The organism is Vibrio maerlii (genome assembly GCF_003415655.1).
GTDB classification, from domain to species: Bacteria; Pseudomonadota; Gammaproteobacteria; order Enterobacterales; family Vibrionaceae; genus Vibrio; species Vibrio maerlii.
In genome coordinates, this window is sequence record NZ_QRHC01000008.1 from 160,911 (window position 1) to 179,607 (window position 18,697).

Annotated in this window: 14 protein-coding genes; 4 read left to right on the forward strand and 10 right to left on the reverse strand. The window is 44.8% G+C overall.

Annotated elements, in window-relative coordinates; genetic code table 11:
* Positions 1-43 precede the first annotated feature (43 nt).
* On the forward strand, positions 44-1,729 hold the full coding sequence (locus DPF91_RS15205) for an AMP-binding protein (protein WP_117235283.1): 1,686 nt from the start codon (positions 44-46) through the stop codon (positions 1,727-1,729).
* Between the two features lie 187 nt (positions 1,730-1,916).
* Here DPF91_RS15205 and fusA read toward each other — a convergent pair whose 3' ends face one another.
* Together fusA and radA are read right to left on the reverse strand one after the other, a co-directional pair.
* Entirely contained in the window at positions 1,917-4,004 is a 2,088-nt protein-coding gene (gene fusA / locus DPF91_RS15210; RefSeq protein WP_117235284.1) for an elongation factor G, read from the reverse strand.
* 231 nt (positions 4,005-4,235) lie between these two features.
* Positions 4,236-5,615, reverse strand: a complete 1,380-nt coding sequence (radA, locus tag DPF91_RS15215) for a DNA repair protein RadA (protein ID WP_117235285.1) — start codon at positions 5,613-5,615, stop codon at positions 4,236-4,238.
* Between the two features lie 173 nt (positions 5,616-5,788).
* Between radA and DPF91_RS15220 the strand changes: the two genes are divergently transcribed.
* The gene (locus DPF91_RS15220; RefSeq protein WP_117235286.1) at positions 5,789-8,119 is read left to right on the forward strand and encodes a PilZ domain-containing protein; all 2,331 of its coding nucleotides are present in this window, start codon (positions 5,789-5,791) and stop codon (positions 8,117-8,119) included.
* Between the two features lie 92 nt (positions 8,120-8,211).
* Here the strand turns inward: DPF91_RS15220 and serB are convergent, their stop codons facing one another.
* Positions 8,212-9,192 (reverse strand): phosphoserine phosphatase, encoded by a 981-nt coding sequence (serB, locus tag DPF91_RS15225; RefSeq protein WP_117235287.1) that lies wholly within the window; start codon positions 9,190-9,192, stop codon positions 8,212-8,214.
* Between the two features lie 109 nt (positions 9,193-9,301).
* Between serB and DPF91_RS15230 the strand changes: the two genes are divergently transcribed.
* Entirely contained in the window at positions 9,302-9,913 is a 612-nt protein-coding gene (locus DPF91_RS15230; RefSeq protein ID WP_117235288.1) for a YtjB family periplasmic protein, read from the forward strand.
* A 158-nt stretch (positions 9,914-10,071) separates the two neighbouring features.
* On the opposite strand, the gene deoD is transcribed toward DPF91_RS15230, so the two are convergent.
* The 7 genes from deoD to DPF91_RS15265 all read right to left on the reverse strand — a co-directional run bounded on the left by deoD (position 10,072) and on the right by DPF91_RS15265 (position 17,259).
* Complete coding sequence (gene deoD / locus DPF91_RS15235; RefSeq protein WP_117235289.1) at positions 10,072-10,791, reverse strand: purine-nucleoside phosphorylase; 720 nt, start codon at positions 10,789-10,791, stop codon at positions 10,072-10,074.
* Positions 10,792-10,910: 119 nt separating this feature from the next.
* Positions 10,911-12,131: a phosphopentomutase gene (locus DPF91_RS15240; RefSeq protein WP_117235290.1), complete on the reverse strand. Its 1,221-nt coding sequence runs from the start codon at positions 12,129-12,131 to the stop codon at positions 10,911-10,913.
* Between the two features lie 90 nt (positions 12,132-12,221).
* On the reverse strand, positions 12,222-13,565 hold the full coding sequence (gene deoA, locus DPF91_RS15245; protein WP_117235291.1) for a thymidine phosphorylase: 1,344 nt from the start codon (positions 13,563-13,565) through the stop codon (positions 12,222-12,224).
* Between the two features lie 87 nt (positions 13,566-13,652).
* On the reverse strand, positions 13,653-14,429 hold the full coding sequence (deoC, locus tag DPF91_RS15250; RefSeq protein ID WP_117235292.1) for a deoxyribose-phosphate aldolase: 777 nt from the start codon (positions 14,427-14,429) through the stop codon (positions 13,653-13,655).
* Positions 14,430-14,630: 201 nt separating this feature from the next.
* Entirely contained in the window at positions 14,631-14,801 is a 171-nt protein-coding gene (locus DPF91_RS15255; RefSeq protein WP_117235293.1) for a XapX domain-containing protein, read from the reverse strand.
* Between the two features lie 220 nt (positions 14,802-15,021).
* Entirely contained in the window at positions 15,022-16,275 is a 1,254-nt protein-coding gene (locus DPF91_RS15260; RefSeq protein WP_117235294.1) for a NupC/NupG family nucleoside CNT transporter, read from the reverse strand.
* 204 nt (positions 16,276-16,479) lie between these two features.
* On the reverse strand, positions 16,480-17,259 hold the full coding sequence (locus DPF91_RS15265; protein WP_241033839.1) for a TatD family hydrolase: 780 nt from the start codon (positions 17,257-17,259) through the stop codon (positions 16,480-16,482).
* Positions 17,260-17,659: 400 nt separating this feature from the next.
* Here DPF91_RS15265 and DPF91_RS15270 point away from each other — a divergent pair, with 400 nt between their 5' ends.
* Positions 17,660-18,655 (forward strand): BMP family lipoprotein, encoded by a 996-nt coding sequence (locus DPF91_RS15270; RefSeq protein ID WP_206355574.1) that lies wholly within the window; start codon positions 17,660-17,662, stop codon positions 18,653-18,655.
* The last annotated feature ends 42 nt before the right edge of the window (positions 18,656-18,697 follow it).

Genomic DNA, 18,697 nt, shown 5'->3' on the forward strand with positions numbered 1-18,697 from the left:
GTTAACACTAATCAATAATAACAATACAAACATGGAGTTAGACATGGTTCAGCCTGACCAAGTAACGGACACGACAAAAGCTCTCCCTACCCCTAACGAGATGATTTTGAAATGGGCAGAGGAACGCCCAGATGACATCTACCTGAAACAGATAATCAATCGTCAATTTGTCACCTACACCTTTGGAGAGGTGGCAGATAGAGCACTAAGATTGGTGAGCGCACTCAGAACGCTCGGTCTCGAACCTGGCGATAAGGTTGCGCTTATATCAAAAAACTGTGCAGAATGGTTCATTACTGACTTAGCATTAATGCTTGGTGATTACGTTAGCGTGCCTATATTCCCAACCGCAGGCTCCGATACAATTGAGTACTGCCTAACACACAGTGAAAGTAAGGCGCTGATTGCCGGTAAGCTTGACGACAACGCTGCTACCACAAGCGTGCTAGGCAACATGCCTGACCTTATTAGTATCGCGATGTCTTATGACACTGCACCAAAGTGCCAGCATGATTTTAACGCAATCATTGACGCTGCAGAGCCTAGTACCGAACGACCAGATCACCACGACCAAAAACTCATGTCGTTGGTATACACTTCGGGGACATCCGGCTTACCAAAAGGAGCCATGCTGACGTACGGCGCTTATGCTTGGTCGGTTGCGCGCTTAGTCGAGCTTATCAGTATCAAAGGAGATGACCGCTTATTCTCATATCTTCCATTAGCGCACATTACAGAGCGTGTCTACATCTTCGGCTCATCGATTTACGGTGGGGTGCAGACGGCATTCCCTGAATCACTCGATACCTTTATTGAAGATGTGAAAATGCAGCGACCAACGCTGTTTATCTCGGTGCCACGTCTCTGGACACTGTTCCAGCAACGAATTCAAGACAAGCTACCGCAGAAGAAGCTCAATATATTGCTGAAAATCCCATTCATCAACTCAATCATCAAGAAGAAACTTGCTGATGGTTTAGGTCTTGATCAAGCTCGTGTACTCGGTTGTGGCTCAGCCCCTGTTTCTCCGGCTTTACTCGAATGGTATGAAAGCGTTGGCTTACACATCACCGAAGCTTGGGGGATGACGGAGTCCTTTGCCTACAGTACGCTAAACTACCCATTCAGGGCCGATAAAATCGGTAGTGTGGGTAACGCAGGACCAGGTATTGAACTCAAAATCGCTGAAGATGATGAGATCATGGTTCGTGGTGAGGGTTTGTTCTCTGGCTACTACAAGAATGATATCGCAACACAAGAATCCTTCGACTCTGAGGGTTGGCTGCATACCGGCGACATCGGCTTTATCGACGCCGACGGCTACCTAACCATTCAAGGTCGTAAGAAAGATACATTTAAGACGGCCAAGGGTAAGTTTGTTGCACCGGTACCAATCGAGAAGAAGCTGTTTGAATATAGCCGTGTGGAGATGATGTGTTTGATCGGGTTAGGACTTCCAGCGCCTATCTTACTCGTGGTGCCTCATGACTTCCCTAACTTTGACCGTGAACGTTATGCCCGTACAACCAAACGTGTCATCGAGAAAATGAACTCAGAGTTAGCATCACATGAGAAGATCAAAGGCGTGCTAATGATTAAAGACCCGTGGAGCATTGAGAACGGGATTTTAACTCCAACGCTTAAAATAAAACGCCACGTACTTGAGCAGAAATATCATGAAATTGGTCATAACTGGCCTAAAGACCAGCTAGTGGTGTGGGAAGAGTAACCGCATTTAGATGAGTTTATTTAGGAGTTAACGGCAGCGACGACATAGTTTCTGCCGTTTTCTTTTGCCGATCTTTCAAGCAAGAAGCTCCTTTCAGTCAATTGCAGGTATAACAAAAAGCCCCGCAAGCTTTCACTTGCGAGGCTTTAATAGCTATCTGCTTTTAGCTAGATAAGAGAATCAACAATTACTTGTTTTCTTTCTCTTCTTTAGCTTTAGCGATTACTTCTTCAGCTACGTTCGCAGGACATGCAGCGTAGTGTGCAAATTCCATTGAGAACTGACCACGGCCAGAAGTAATAGTACGTAGGTGACCGATGTAACCAAACATTTCTGATAGAGGTACGTCAGCTTTAATACGTACGCCAGTAGCACCAGCTTGTTGGTCTTTGATCATACCACGACGACGGTTAAGGTCACCGATTACGTCACCAACGTTGTCTTCTGGAGTGAACACGTCAACGTTCATGATTGGCTCAAGAAGTTGCGCACCAGCTTTTGGCATAGATTGACGGAATGCGCCTTTCGCTGCGATTTCAAATGCGATTGCAGATGAGTCAACTGCGTGGAAGCCACCGTCGAATAGCTCAACTTCAACGTCTAGAGTTGGGAAGCCAGCAAGAACACCGTTTTCCATCATAGACTCGAAGCCTTTCTCTACTGCAGGCCAGAATTCTTTAGGTACGTTACCACCAACAACTGTTGAAGAGAACGTGAAGCCTGAGTTTGGCTCACCTGGCTTGATGCGGTAGTCGATCTTACCGAACTGACCAGAACCACCAGACTGCTTCTTGTGCGTGTAGCTGTCTTCGATAGCTTGAGTGATTGTCTCACGGTAAGCTACTTGAGGAGCACCTACTGTTAGCTCAACGCCGTAAGTACGCTTAAGGATATCTACCTTGATGTCTAGGTGAAGTTCACCCATACCTTTCAGGATAGTTTCGCCTGAATCTTCGTCAGTCTCAACTTGGAAAGATGGATCTTCTGCAACCATCTTACCGATAGCGATACCCATCTTCTCAGTAGAACCTTTATCTTTAGGCGCTACAGCGATAGAGATTACTGGTTCTGGGAAGATCATTGGCTCAAGAGTACATTCGTGCTTAGGATCACATAGAGTGTGACCAGTTTGAACGTTCTTCATACCAACAACTGCAATGATGTCACCCGCTTGAGCTTCAGTTAGCTCGTTACGGTCATCAGCTTGCATCTCAACCATACGGCCGATACGCTCAGTTTTACCTGTTGCTGAGTTAAGGATTGTGTCACCCTTCTTCATAACACCAGAGTAGATACGGATGAACGTTAGTGCACCGAAACGGTCGTCCATGATCTTAAATGCTAGAGCACGTAGTGGCTCGTCTGCAGATACTGTTGCTACTTCGCCAGTTGGCTCACCAGTTTCTTTGTCAGTTAGAGGTTGAGCATCTACTTCTGTTGGAGAAGGTAGGTAGTCAACAACTGCGTCAAGTACTAGCTGAACACCCTTGTTCTTAAATGCAGAACCACAGAATGTTGGGAAGAATGCTAGGTCACGAGTACCTTTACGAATACAACGCTTGATGTCTTCGATAGAAGGCTCTTCACCTTCCATGTAAGCTTCCATTAGGTCATCGTCTTGCTCTACAGCAGTTTCGATTAGCTCTTCACGGTAAGCTTCAACGTCATCAACCATGTCAGCTGGTACGTCTTGTACTTCGTAGTTTTCTGGAAGACCTGAGTCATCCCATACGTATGCTTTACGGCTTAGTAGGTCTACAACACCAACGAAATCGTCTTCACGACCGATTGGTAGAACCATAACTAGTGGGTTTGCAGCAAGAACGTTCTTCACTTGGTCAACAACGTTGTAGAAGTCTGCACCCATACGGTCTAGTTTGTTAACGAAGATCAGACGAGATACTTCTGATTCGTTCGCGTAACGCCAGTTAGTCTCTGACTGAGGCTCAACACCACCAGAGCCACAGAATACACCGATACCACCATCAAGTACTTTAAGTGAACGGTATACTTCTACTGTGAAGTCAACGTGTCCAGGAGTATCGATTACGTTTAGACGGTGACCGTTCCAGAAACAGCTTACAGCAGCTGACTGGATTGTAATACCACGCTCAGCTTCCTGTTCCATGAAGTCAGTAGTAGATTCACCATCGTGAACCTCACCAGTTTTGTGGATCTGACCTGTTAGCTTAAGGATACGCTCAGTGGTAGTTGTTTTACCCGCATCAACGTGCGCGAAAATACCAATGTTTCTGTATTTCGATAAATCTGCCATTGTCTTACTCTGTTAATAGGATATAAATTGCGCGCAGAGTATACCACAATCTGTGAGGACTGATAGCTTTGCGTGCAGTAAAGGCCGAGAATTTTACATTTTTCATTAGAAAGAAAAAAGCACTAATGGAAAACAAACGCTAAAAAGCTGTTTCATAAGTACTTTTATCAAAGTAAGAACAAAACAGCCCATTGATTCGTCTACCCATAAAGGTAGCTTAAGATGAATTGATTACAACTCGTCGAAGGCACTAATTGCTTCAGAGAGTTTTTTCACTCCGTGGATCTGCATTCCAGGAATTCCACCCTTTGGCATATTAGCCGCAGGAACGATTGCTTTCTTAAAACCATGCTTAAAGGCTTCATTCAAACGTTCTTGCCCACTCGGCACGGGACGAATCTCACCCGCCAAGCCAACCTCTCCAAATACCACTACATCTTTTGGTAGCGCTCGGTCACGGAAACTAGAGAGAAGCGCCATGACTAACGCTAAGTCAGCACTGGTTTCTGTTACCTTCACGCCCCCCACAACATTGACGAATACATCTTGGTCCGCCATTTGGAGACCACCGTGTTTATGCAGCACGGCTAATAATAGAGAGAGTCGATTCTGCTCAAGTCCTACCGCAACTCGACGCGGGTTGGCTAATTGTGAGTAATCCACCAGCGCTTGAATCTCCACTAATAGTGGGCGAGTACCCTCCCACACCACCATAACCGAAGAGCCCGAGGTCTCTTCTTCTCCACGAGACAGGAAAATTGCAGAGGGGTTGGACACTTCTTTCAGCCCCTGCCCTGTCATCGCAAACACACCTAACTCATTAACAGCACCAAAACGGTTTTTATGGCTGCGCAAAGTTCTGAAGCGGCTATCCGTCCCACCATCGAGCAATACCGAACAGTCAATGATGTGCTCCAATACCTTAGGGCCAGCCAAGGTGCCATCTTTAGTAACGTGACCAACAATAAACACTGCCACATTATTTTGCTTCGCGTAGCGAGTGAGTGCCGTAGCTGATTCACGTACCTGTGCCACACTACCTGGTGAGGATTGAACATCACCGACATGCATAACTTGGATAGAGTCGATCACCATAATCTTTGGCTGTTCTTTCTCTGCTACCTGGCAAATCTTATCGACGTTAGTTTCCGATAGCATCTTAAGATGCTCTTTCGGTAGACCTAAGCGAGAAGCACGCATGGCGACCTGCTGTAATGACTCCTCACCGGTCACATATAACGTTGGCATTTGCGAAGAGAGCAAACACATGGTTTGCAGCAATAAGGTCGATTTACCTGCACCTGGATTACCACCAATCAGAATCGCCGCACCCGGCACAATACCACCACCCAGTACTCGGTCTAATTCTTTAAAACCACTGGTGAAGCGCGGTACCTCTTGTAGGTCGATTTCAGAGAGAGTTTGGACTGTCGATTCTGTCGCGCTACCCGCATAACCCGATAAACGTTCATTACGAGCGGCTGCTGGAGATGCTGCAATACGCACTTCTGTTATCGTATTCCAAGCACCACATGCATTACACTGTCCCTGCCAGCGAGGGAAATCTGCGCCACAATCGTTACAAACGTAAGCGCGCTTTGCTTTAGCCATAGCCAAATGTACCTAAATAATTTGAGTGGGTTCTATTTTGTTAGGGTAAGAGGTTAAATAGAGTGGCTATATATGTAAAGATATCCATTCGTTGGTCGATATAACCAATATATATAAAAGCGATCAACGATAAATCAAAGCTATCAATGTTTGCCATAACTATAAATTAATTCATGCAACAGTCAGAAATTCTATCCCTTACAGAAAAGCTCATCCCCGTCTATCGCTCAGACGACTTTGAGTTTGTGCTCAATCAACTCACCGAAGGCGAACCAGCCTCACTTAAACTATTAGTGAAAATGGAACTGAACAAGCTGATGGCGCCCTGCCAGAAGTCTATTGATCTTAGAGGTCGAGTTCAGGGTGAAGTTCGTGAGTATGTGCTAGATGGTAAGACTCACTGGTTCGATGACGTAGCACTAAATGCCTATCATAAGAACGTACAGAAATACGGAAGTTTTACTGAAGGCGTTTGGCAAATCCTCACCAATACTCGAAACAATTTTCGAGTAATGCATCAAAAGAACAAACAATCGCAAGTTCAAGGACAGAAAGTGGATCCAGCCTTTGTTGCTGAACCCATTCGCCTCGGCTTTCATTTACAACGACAAGAGAATCGCCTCAAGGTTGCAAGCCAAGTTGAGATAACTCTCGACAACCAAACCAACATTCATGGTGTGAGTGTTGATTTATCAAGCTCTGGTGCCAAATTTAAGCTTCCAAGTGCATTCCAGTATCAGCTGGGTGATGTTATTTCTGTCTCTTTTACTGAGTTACGCCAATCAACCAACATTCCTGGCCTATCAAAACCTATCGAATATCGAATTCTCGGAGTTGATGACTTCAGTGAAAGTGTTCGTATTATTCGAACACTTAAATTGACCGAGACAGAGGTTATCGACCAAGCCATCGAAAAGTCGCTACAGTCTGAAACGAAGCGCAGTCAACATGACAATCAAGATAAAATCATTCGCACACGTACTAAAGGCTATGAACACGCTTATCTGAAACATACGTGTCACCTTCCGCTGTTTTTTAGCGGCAAAGATCTGAAGCTTGCGATGTTGACTGACAATAACCAACCTTTATGGCAATACTGGCAGGATGAACGAAACCAGCAAACCATAGCCAACCTATTTAGCCCGAATCGCATGGAGTATCTCACTCGACCTGGAATGCGCAACTCGAGCAATATGATTTATGCATTCAATCACCAACACAAAGAGCGACAATTCTTCTACTCTATGATGCTGCCTGAAGCTTCAATTGAGCAGCGCCAACTTTTTTGGCATTTAGGCAGTCGTCAAGACAGCTGGAAAGCTTTCCGTATTCAAATTTTTGAATTGTCGGAAAGTGAGAGCCAAGCACTCGCAGAAAATACTGAAGCTCTACGCTCCATCAATGAGCCATTAACTCATTGCGGTATTCTGCAAGAAATCAGCAGTAAAGATTCAGCAAGCGATTACCTACTCACAGAAAGGCCGCGATTGCCTAGTAGCGAGATAAACCCTTTCCGCCACGCGAGAAAGATCGTATCCCAACCACTGTGTATGTATTTCGATGACAAATCTCGTCGCCGCGAACCTCGTTATCAGTTCACATCACCTTTGACGGTAACGACAACGGAAGGGAAGGTCTTTAATGGAAATACTATTGACCTATCTAAGCATGGGTTGAGTCTCAAGCTTGATGAACCGGGCATCTTCAAAGCGGATGACCAGATTAAGATCCACTTTAAAGAGCTTCAGCGCTATGACAGCTCAGTACCACTTTCTAAGGTACCGTATCGTGTCATCCGAACCAACAATCATACGCTGCAATTAGCAATTTTGAGTAGCGGTGATACGGTCAAAACCACGGTTTTCCTCAATAAACTGATTGAACACAACCAAGAAAAGCTTAAATCGAAGAAAGAAATTTTGCCGAGCCCTGAGCTACTGCAAAGTTTACATGCCTGCTTACTTGATAAAATGGTTTCTTCGCCTTTCTTTGTGCATAAAGACAATAAGGTCTTAAGTACCAATGTCATTGGCGTTAACTATCCGCTTCCTGAATACCTAAAAGTGCTCTCGCAATACTCTGGTTCACAAGGGATCAGCCTAGAACCTTTGTTCAAAGGTAAAACCAATAGCTTGTTGGCGACGCCAATGAAGCGCATTGTAGGTGCCGAACCAAGCTTTAATGAGCTTTATGTTGCTGTGGTTAAGAGCGGAGAACGAATAGACTCGATTCACACTCGATTGAGGCAAGAGTTTAAGTCGATTAACGAACGAATCATGTTCATCAAGAAGGCCAGAATGCTTGGCGAATGCTTCGTACTTCGTCTTTCGGGTGCCCCTGTCTTTGATAGCTTTACTAAGATATTGCAGCAGGATCTTCTCGACCTGACTCAACTTAATATGATCAGTGCGCGTAATGTAGAGAAAGAAATCGCCAATATTATCGGCTACGGTGAGATCACGGACATTACCGAAGAAGTACTGATCCGATTGGAGCTTACCTAGTACAGTTTTAGAAAACCTTAGGGTAGCAAGCTAGTAGAAAGAGCCTCTATTGAGACTCTTTTGCCAAATAATCTATAACGATTAAATTAAAACTATGGCTTACGCTGCCAGCTCACTTTCTGCTGCTTGGCCAGTGCTGCTGATAAGATACAAAGCACACCACCTAGGCCCGAATAACGAATGGCGACTTGAGCTTGTTGTTCTACCTTAGGTTTAGCGTGGTAGGCAATACCTAAACCAGCACTATCCATCATAACAAGGTCATTGGCACCATCGCCGACTGCGATCGTGTTATATGCATCGACATCATACTCTTCAGCCAAAGACTGAAGGATATCGGCTTTAGTTTGAGCTGAAACAACATCTCCCAACACTTCACCCGTCAGTTTGCCATCAACAATCTCAAGCTGATTCGACTGTGCATGATCAAGGCCTAATGTTTCTTTAAGATAATCAGAGAAGTAAGTAAAACCACCCGAAGCAATGGCGGTTTTCCAACCTAAGGCGTTTAGCGTAGACACAAGTTCTTGAAGGTCAGGCATGAATAGCAGTTCATCACGCACTGAGCTAAGAATGGATTCGTCGGCACCTTTTAGTTTAGCAACACGCTGACGAAGGCTCTGTTCAAAATCTAGCTCTCCTTGCATCGCACGCTCGGTAACGTCAGCAACCTCTTCGCCCACACCGGCCAGTTTTGCGATTTCGTCAATGCATTCGATCTGAATTGCAGTAGAGTCCATATCCATCACAATCAGACCAGGCTGACTTAAATCAGGTACGTCCGCTAAGTTTGCATAATCAATTCGCAATGCTTGAAGGATCTCTTCGTGCTCTGAAGTCAGTTCGCCCGACATTAAAGCGACATCATAGTGGCCTACCTTCCACGTATCGAGTACTGGATTGTATATCCCGGTATAAAAGTCGATATCATCAAAGTGTTGTGGCGATAGATACTCGGCAAACACGACCCAACTTGCTTTCGCTTTTGCCAAACGCGTTGAGAAACGAGTCTCAGGCAATCGCTTTAACAAAGAAGTGTGACGATGAATCGGTAAAGTTTTTTTCAAATCCATATGTTGATATTCCTAAACAAATTAGACAAACGTTACCCTATTGCAATTTATAAACGCAAGTCTCAATATTACTCACAGAGAAATTGACAATAAAAATACTGAGTTTCCCATGAAAGAGTCCTTATTTTCCATACGAGTATTTGCCCGCGCGCTTGCGGCCATCCTCCTTATGGTGATGTTTTTCACTATTGCTAATAATAGCCAAGTGATCAGCAAGGGAAATGAAACCATTCAAGCACGTCAGCTTGAAACGCTTACCAAGGTACTCATTACCCAAGCGGCACTCTCTGCTAGCAATAGCATTGCAACCCAAGATCAAGAGCGCTTACTACACCTAACCAATCAACTTGCACAAGACAGACTCGTATTCGATGCCACTATTTATGATGCCGAAGGGGTTCGTTTAGCCTCAAGCAGTAACGCGTTAACTGCTCGTGAGGTATTAGGATTAGATACACCGCTTTCTACTGCTTCCATTGGTAAGCAGCAACTTGTCGAGCCTATCTACAGAGATTCGAGCCTAGTAGGCTATGTACGCGTGACATTTGAAACAGGAAAGGTAACGTCTATCTCTGACCATCATTATCGTAAGAGCGATCGCTACATGATTGTGATGATACTGATGAGTTTTATCAGTGGCGTGCTGATTACGCTATTACTACGCAAGAAGAAGATTGCCCACAGAACACGTGGCGAAAATCAGTTGTTGAAAGATATGTAAGAGCTAGAGAGCTAGAGAGCTAGAGAGCTAGAGAGCTAGAGAGCTAGAGAAAAATAGGGGTTGACGCTTACACGTCAACCCCTATTTCGTATGTTAGAAAGAATCTAGTTCTCTACCTTTCCAGCAGCGAAGCGATCTCGCAACTCAAGTTCTAGCGATTACTCTTCATCACCTAGAAGAACTGAATCTAGAGCGATTTCCATCATCTCGTTGAACGTCGTAGCACGCTCTTCAGAAGTCGTTTGCTCACCTGTTTTGATGTGGTCAGATACAGTACAGATAGCTAGCGCTTTTGCACCGTACTCAGCAGCAACGCCGTAGATGCCTGCAGCTTCCATTTCAACACCTACGATACCGTACTTGTCCATTACGTCGAACATTTCTGGATCTGGCGTGTAGAACAGCTCAGCAGAGAATAGGTTACCGACTTTTACGTCGATACCGCGAGCTTTTGCTGCTTCTTCTGCAGCTTTAACCATTTTGTAGTCTGCAATTGCCGCGAAATCATGGCCCTTGAAGCGAATGCGGTTCACTTTAGAGTCCGTACATGCACCCATACCGATCACTACATCACGTACCTTGATGTCTTCGTTTACAGCACCACAGCTACCAACACGGATGATCTTCTTAACACCGAAATCTTTGATTAGCTCAGTTACGTAGATTGAACATGATGGGATACCCATACCGTGGCCCATAACTGAGATCTTACGGCCTTTGTAAGTACCTGTGTAACCAAACATGTTACGAACGTCACACACCTGAACAACGTCGTCTAGGAAAGTTTCTGCGATGTATTTAGCACGTAGCGGGTCACCCGGCATAAGTACTACGTCTGCGAAAGCGCCCATTTCTGCGTTGATATGAGGAGTTGCCATTTTTTAATTCCTTTGTTGTGTTGTTGGCGCAATATATCACGCCATTTCTTTACTGTTTTCAGGTAAGAACCTAAGAATTCACTACCTAAGCTCTCACCAAAATAAACCGTTAAATCAGCTTATAGAAAGCTCTTACCATATTCCATATCAGACGTACCAAAGTACTCTGCTAAGGTTTGGCCAATATCTGCAAAGCTATCACGGCGACCTAGAGAACCCGCTGGAACCTTGTTGCCATATACGATAACAGGGATATGCTCACGAGTATGATCGCTACCAGGCCATGTTGGGTCACAACCGTGGTCAGCTGTCAGGATCAAGATATCGTCTTCTTTCATCATTTCGACGACTTCGTTGATACGACCATCAAAGTACTCAAGAGCAGCAGCATAACCTGCAACGTCACGACGGTGACCATAAGCTGAGTCGAAATCTACGAAATTGGTGAAGACGATAGTGTTATCACCTGCTTCAGCAATCGCTTCTTTAGTTGCTTCAAACAGTGCTGGGATACCCGTTGCTTTGGTCTTCTTAGTGATACCACAACCTGCGTAGATATCAGAAATCTTACCGATCGAGTGAACTTGACCGCTCTTCTCGTCAACCAACTTTTGCAGCACGGTTGCTGATGGTGGCTCAACTGATAGATCACGACGGTTACCCGTGCGCTCAAATTGACCTTTACCTGGACCAACGAACGGACGCGCGATTACACGACCAATGTTGTAGTCTTCAAGCTCTTCACGTGCAATTTGGCACAGATCGAGTAGGCGCTCTAGACCAAAGGTTTCTTCATGACACGCGATTTGGAATACTGAATCAGCAGAGGTATAGAAGATAGGTAGGCCTGTCTTCATATGTTCTTCGCCAAGATTATCTAAAATCTCAGTACCAGACGAGTGACAGTTACCCAAGAAACCATTTAGGTCTGCACGTTCTAGAATGCGGTCTGTCAGCTCTTTCGGGAAGCTGTTCTCTTTGTCAGTAAAGTAGCCCCAATCAAATAGAACCGGCACACCTGCAATTTCCCAGTGACCTGATGGAGTATCCTTACCCGATGAAAGTTCAGCCGCGTGGCCATAAGCGCCGATGATCTCTACATCATCAGAAAAACCAGCAGCAAAGCTACCCGTCGACTCTTTATGTGCCATTGCCAAACCAAGTTTAGATAGGTTAGGTAGCTTCATTGCACCTTGGCGGTTTTCATTGTCTGCTAGGCCTTTATCACACTGCTCAGCAATGTGACCCATAGTATCTGAACCCACATCTCCGAACTTGTCTGCATCACCTGCAGCACCAATTCCGAATGAGTCTAAAACTAAAATAAACGCTCTTTTCATCTTTCTTTCCCTCTAATTGGCCGAGAGATTTAACCCACTCGACCAATCTATACATTCTTAATCAAACTAAGCTATTCAATTTGCTCAGAGTTATAGGTCTTCTTGACGAATAAACTTATAGACTTCTGGAGTTGGCGAGTATTCACCACCAACAGTAATTGCTGCTTTCAGCGCATTCGCTGCGTCTTGCCATTGCGCTTCATTTCGAGCGTGAATCACAGCAAGGGGCTTCTCTGTGGAAGCTTGTTCGCCTAAGCGGATAAATTGGTCGAAACCAACCGCGTAGTCAATCTCATCGGTTGCAACTCGACGACCACCGCCCATAGCAACGACTGCCATGCCGATAGCACGGGTATCCATCGCGGATACCACACCAGATTCATCCGCGTAAACTGGCTTAACAATCTCGGCTTTATCTAAGTAATTATCGTAGTTTTCTACGAAGTCTGCCGGACCGCCTAGTCCTGCGACCATCTTACCAAAGCACTCTGCCGCTTTACCGTTATCTAGAACGGTCATTAATTTCGCACGAGCACCTTCAGTGTTGTCAGCAAGCTTGCCCAGCACCAACATTTCCGCACATGAAGCAATCGTCACCTCAAGAAGGCGTGGATTGCGGTATTCGCCCGTTAGAAACTGAACCGCCTCACGAACCTCAACGGCATTACCAGCCGACGAAGCAAGCACTTGGTTCATATCCGTTAGAATTGCCGTCGTCTTAGTACCCGCGCCGTTTGCTACTGCAACGATTGATTTCGCAAGATCTTCAGACGCTTCGTAAGTTGGCATAAATGCGCCAGAGCCCACTTTTACATCCATTACGAGAGACTCAAGGCCCGCCGCTAGCTTCTTCGATAGAATTGAGGCTGTGATTAGCGAGATATTATCTACTGTTGCTGTGATATCGCGAGTCGCATACACACGCTTATCAGCAGGTGCAAGATCGCCAGTCTGGCCGATAATCGCCACACCTGCGTCTTTGGTTACATCACCAAATACGTCGTTCGTTGGTGTGATGTTGTAGCCAGGAATCGACTCAAGCTTGTCTAGCGTGCCACCGGTGTGACCAAGACCACGACCAGAGATCATAGGTACAAAACCACCACATGCTGCCACCATAGGGCCAAGCATAAGTGAGGTTACGTCACCAACGCCACCAGTTGAATGTTTATCGACAATTGGGCCACCGAAGTTTTTGTGGCTCCAGTCAATCACCATGCCTGAATCGCGCATTGCACAAGTCAGTGCGATACGCTCTGGCATTGTCATTTCATTAAAGAAGATTGCCATGGCAAATGCGGCAATTTGGCCTTCAGAAACGGTATTTTTCGCGACACCTTGAATGAAGAAGTCGATCTCTTCAGCAGTTAGGACTTCGCCGTCACGCTTCTTACGAATGATTTCTTGAGGAAGAAAAGTTGCTTTTACTGACATTAGTAACCTCCCGAGAGTACGATTTCTCGGTTTGTAGAGTAGAGAGGTTAGGAGGTCGCTACACAGCGACCTTCTATCTTGACGAATTTAGTATGCTGCTGGATCAGCAGTCTCGTCTGTCACTTCTAATGTATTAAGAAGGTTAGTCAGTAGGCTTGAAGCACCGAAACGGTAGTGACGAGCATCAACCCAGTTGTCACCAAGAATTTCGTCAGCCATTGCTAGGTAAGCTGCTGCATCTTCTGCTGTACGTACGCCACCTGCTGGTTTGAAACCGACAGTTTCAGCAACGCCCATATCGCGGATAACTTCTAGCATCATGCGCGCGTATTCTGGTGTCGCGTTTACTGGCACTTTACCTGTAGAAGTTTTGATGAAATCCGCACCCGCTTCGATACAGATTTGAGAAGCTTTCTTGATAAGTGCTTCTTCTTTTAGTTCACCCGTTTCGATGATCACTTTAAGAAGGATGTCACCACATGCTTCTTTACAAGCTTTCACTAGGTCGAAACCTACTTGCTCGTTACCAGCGATAAGAGCACGGTATGGGAATACCACGTCAACTTCGTCCGCACCGTAAGCAACCGCTGCTTTCGTTTCAGCAACTGCAATTTCGATATCGTCGTTACCGTGTGGGAAGTTAGTTACTGTTGCGATACGTACTTCAGGTGTACCTTGTTCACGTAGCGTTTTCTTAGCAACAGGGATAAAACGTGGGTAAATACAGATTGCTGCTGTGTTACCTACCGCTGATTTTGCGTCGTGACAAAGCGAGATCACTTTCTCGTTTGTGTCGTCATCATTCAGCGTAGTTAGATCCATAAGTTTAAGTGCACGTAGAGCTGCTGCTTTTAAATCGCTCATTTCTATCTCCGATCAATATATTCATATAGTTCGTTATACAAGTTTGTATAACCACAAATGAACGGACTTGGTTCCTTGAAGACTTGATGCCTTTGCATCAATCGATATCCCTTTCGCCGCACAGTACCAGTTTGGTCTATGGCACGATAACAGGCTGATATCGTGACTAACGTTTAAATTTGTTGCTAACGCATCCTCGCGTTAACTAAAAAATCGTTCGACTACCCAATGGTAAGCCACGCCACCAAGATACACCCCAACTATTCCCATGACACCAGAAAGTACTGGCGGTGCGGGAATCGGCAACTTGATAGCAGAAAACAAAATTCCGACAACAAATCCGGCAAGTGTCGCTAAGATCACTTCGTTCATGTTTATCACTCTATTTTCTTACGGTACTTACAGTATAGGTATTTCTCAGTAAACGGTAGTCCAAACCAAGACGCAAACGGTTTGCATCTCAAAATAATTACAACTAAGAAATTCAAATCTGAGTTGCTTTATTTTTCAACAGAAAAATAAATAAAACGCCCCGCAGCACAGAGGGCTACGGGGCGTTTTTATAATAGCGTCTATATAAAACTAGACCTAATTAAAGTGCCGCTAGGCTTAGGCAGAAACCAGCGATTGTCGCTGCCATTAGGTTAGATAGCGTACCCGCGATAACTGCTTTAACACCCATACGTGCGATATCACCGCGACGGTTTGGTGCAAGGCTACCTAGACCACCCAGTAGGATTGCGATAGAAGAAAGGTTCGCAAAACCACATAGAGCAAATGAAATGATTGCTTTAGTCTTCTCAGATAGTACAACTGGAGCTGCATCACCAAGGTACTGAGCAAAGCCAGCGTATGCTACGAATTCGTTCGCTACAGTCTTAAGACCAATGAACTCACCAGCAATGATTGCTTCTTCCCAAGGTACACCTAGTAGGAATGCTAGAGGAGCGAAGATGTAACCAAGGATCATCTCCAGGCTTAGCTCAGGCATACCAACCCAGCCACCGATGCCACCAAGCATACCGTTCACTAGAGCGATAAGACCGATGAATGCGATTAGCATTGCACCAACGTTAAGCGCTAGTTGAAGACCTGCAGATGCACCGCCCGCTGCTGCGTCGATTACGTTTGCTGGCTTCTCAGCACCTTCAGCATCGATATCGTCTAACTGATCAATGGCTTCTTCAGTTTCTGGCTTGATGATTTTAGCGAATAGAAGACCACCTGGAGCCGCCATGAAAGATGCTGCTACTAGGTATTCGATTGGCACACCCATTGATGCGTAACCCGCAAGTACACCACCTGCGATAGATGCTAGACCACCACACATTACTGCGAATAGTTCAGACTGAGTCATCTTAGGAACGAAAGGACGTACCACCAGCGGTGCTTCTGTTTGACCAACAAAAATGTTAGCCGCTGCAGACATTGATTCCGCACGAGAAGTACCTAGGGCTTTCTGAAGACCACCACCTAGAATTTTGATAACCCACTGCATGATACCTAGGTAGTAAAGAACCGAGATAAGCGCAGAGAAGAAGATTAGAGTTGGTAGTACTTGGAATGCGAAGATGAAACCAAGACCGTCAACAGAGAATGTTACTAGGTTACCAAAAAGGAATTTCGTACCGTCTGCACCGTAGTTAATTACGCTAGATACAGCATCTGAAAAACTCTTCAGGATCTCTTGTCCCCAAGGAACGTAGAGTACGAACGCACCGAGTGCGAATTGGATGGCAAATGCGCCACCGACAGTTCTAAAGTTAATAGCTTTGCGGTTGTCAGAAAGTAGTACTGCGATAGCAATAAGTACGATCATACCAACCAGGCTCATAAACAGGCTCATAGTTTATGATTTCCTTCTAATTTGTTTGGCGTGTTACAAAATGGGAGCTAAAAAGCGGGGCGATTATACGCACGCCACCAAATAGAAAGTAATACACACCTCACACAATGAAGTTAAATACACATTACATTCACAGAAAAATGCGACACACATCACAAGAAAACGTTTAGCCGAGTCTACACGTTACATCAAAAAAAGATCTATTTAACAAAAATCAAACACCGAGCTTGCGTTATAATGGACTTTTAGGGCAACCGTTTGCTCACCCTCATTTCTTAGCAATATCAATTCATTTAGCACCAATTTTATGAATTTTGGTTCATTTTGTGAGCCTTGTTTGCCATTTAACGGCATGTCTGGTGCATCCGTTTCTAAAACCAAAGAATCAAGTGGCAACTGGCTGATTGCTTGCCTGGTCTTGCTTGCTCGAGGGTAAGTAATAGAACCTCCTACCCCAATTTTGAGGCCCAGTTTGACGTACTCCATCGCTTGCTGATAACTCCCAGTGAAGCCATGAAGCACACCACCTTTTATCGGTTTGTTTGCTTTGAGTACTTTCACCAGATCTTGGTGTGCTTTTCGGCAGTGTAAGATCACTGGCAATAAATGTTGGTTCGCAAGCTTGAGTTGCTTAACTAGGTATTCTAGTTGCAGATCCGCATCTTCTCTTCCTTTATAAAAGTCTAAACCGCACTCTCCAACCGCAACACATCGCTCATTTCGATTATCTAACGCTAGCTCTAATCGACGAAGTGAAGAGGAGATATCAGCAGAGAGATACATAGGGTGGCATCCCAATGCATAATAAACACTTTCATTCTGCCGGGAGAGCAACTCAACTTGTTGCCAATTTGATGGAGAGATTCCAGGAACGAGTATTTTATCTACCCCCAATTGCGCGGCGTCATCTATTACCTTTTGTGTTGAAAGAGGGGCTTTGATTAAATCGAGATGGCAGTGGCTATCAATCATTACGTACTGCATTTTCTTCCCACCTTTTTATAAATCATGTTCATTCGAGAAACACATTTAGAGCATTTACTCATCACACCAATAACAAGCATCTAATAACCACCATATTCTTCTCAAAAGATATTAACACGATGTAATCGATTGCAAGCAGAAACACGCTACAGCCCCCGTCCTGTCTAGACTTTAGTTTTTTGACATTTTTATTGTCAACTCTTGATCTAAGACACATACGCAAACGATGAAATGGTTTTTTTTTTGCTAAGCAAACGATAAAATGTCCAATCATCTATGCGGATGACCTCATGTAGTAGCCTCACCGCTTTGCATAATTTCGACACAATGATTCAATGTTGACAGTCTTGAACTAAACACAACACAGTCTTGGACTAAAAAACAACATAGGGAAACGACCGTGAAAAAAACTATTCTAAAACTTTCTACGCTAGCGCTAGCAGTATCTTCTTTCAGTGCTCTAGCAGCAAAACCAGCAGTGGTTTACGATACAGCAGGTAAATTTGACAAGTCTTTTAACGAAGCTGTATTCCAAAATGGCGTTAAGAAATACAACGCTGACAAAGGCGTTAAAGTTCGTGAGTTTGAACCACAAAACGAAGCACAGCGTGAGCAAGGTCTTCGTCGTCTAGCAAGCCGTGGCTTCAGCCCAATCGTTGCTGTTGGCTTCAACTTCTCTTCTGCTGTTGAAAAAGTAGCAAAAGAATTCCCAGATGCACAATTCACAATCATTGACTCAGTGGTTGACCTACCGAACGTACAGTCTGTTGTATTTAAAGAGCACGAAGGTTCTTTCCTTGTTGGTGCGCTAGCAGCGAAAGCTTCTGCAACAGGTAAAGTTGGTTTCGTTGGTGGTATGGATATCCCACTAATCCGTAAGTTTGAGTGTGGTTACCAGCAAGGTGCGAAATACGCAAACCCATCTGTAGAAACATTCCTAAACATGACAGGTTCTACTCCAGCGGCATTTGCTGACCCAGCAAAAGGTTCTGAGCTTGCAAAATCTCAGTTCTCTAAAGGCGTTGACGTAATCTACGCAGCTGCAGGTGGTACTGGTCTAGGTGTTTACCAAGCAGCAAAAGATGCGGGTAAATTCGCTATCGGTGTTGACTCAAACCAAAACCACCTACAACCAGGCACAATGCTAACTTCTATGGTTAAGAAAGTAGGCGTAGCAGCTTACGCGACTTGGGAAGATGCAGAAGCAGGTACTTGGACTGCAGGTATCAAATCTCTAGGCCTTAAAGAAGGTGCAGTTGAGTGGGCTCTTGATGAGAACAACAAAGAGCTTATCACTGAAGAAATGAAGACTTACCTAGCGGGTCTAGAAGCAGACATCATCGCTGGTAAGATTTCAGTTCACGACTACATGTCTAACAACAAATGTGAATACTAATAATAAGATAGCTTCTCTATCTTAATTTTATTACGCCGCTGT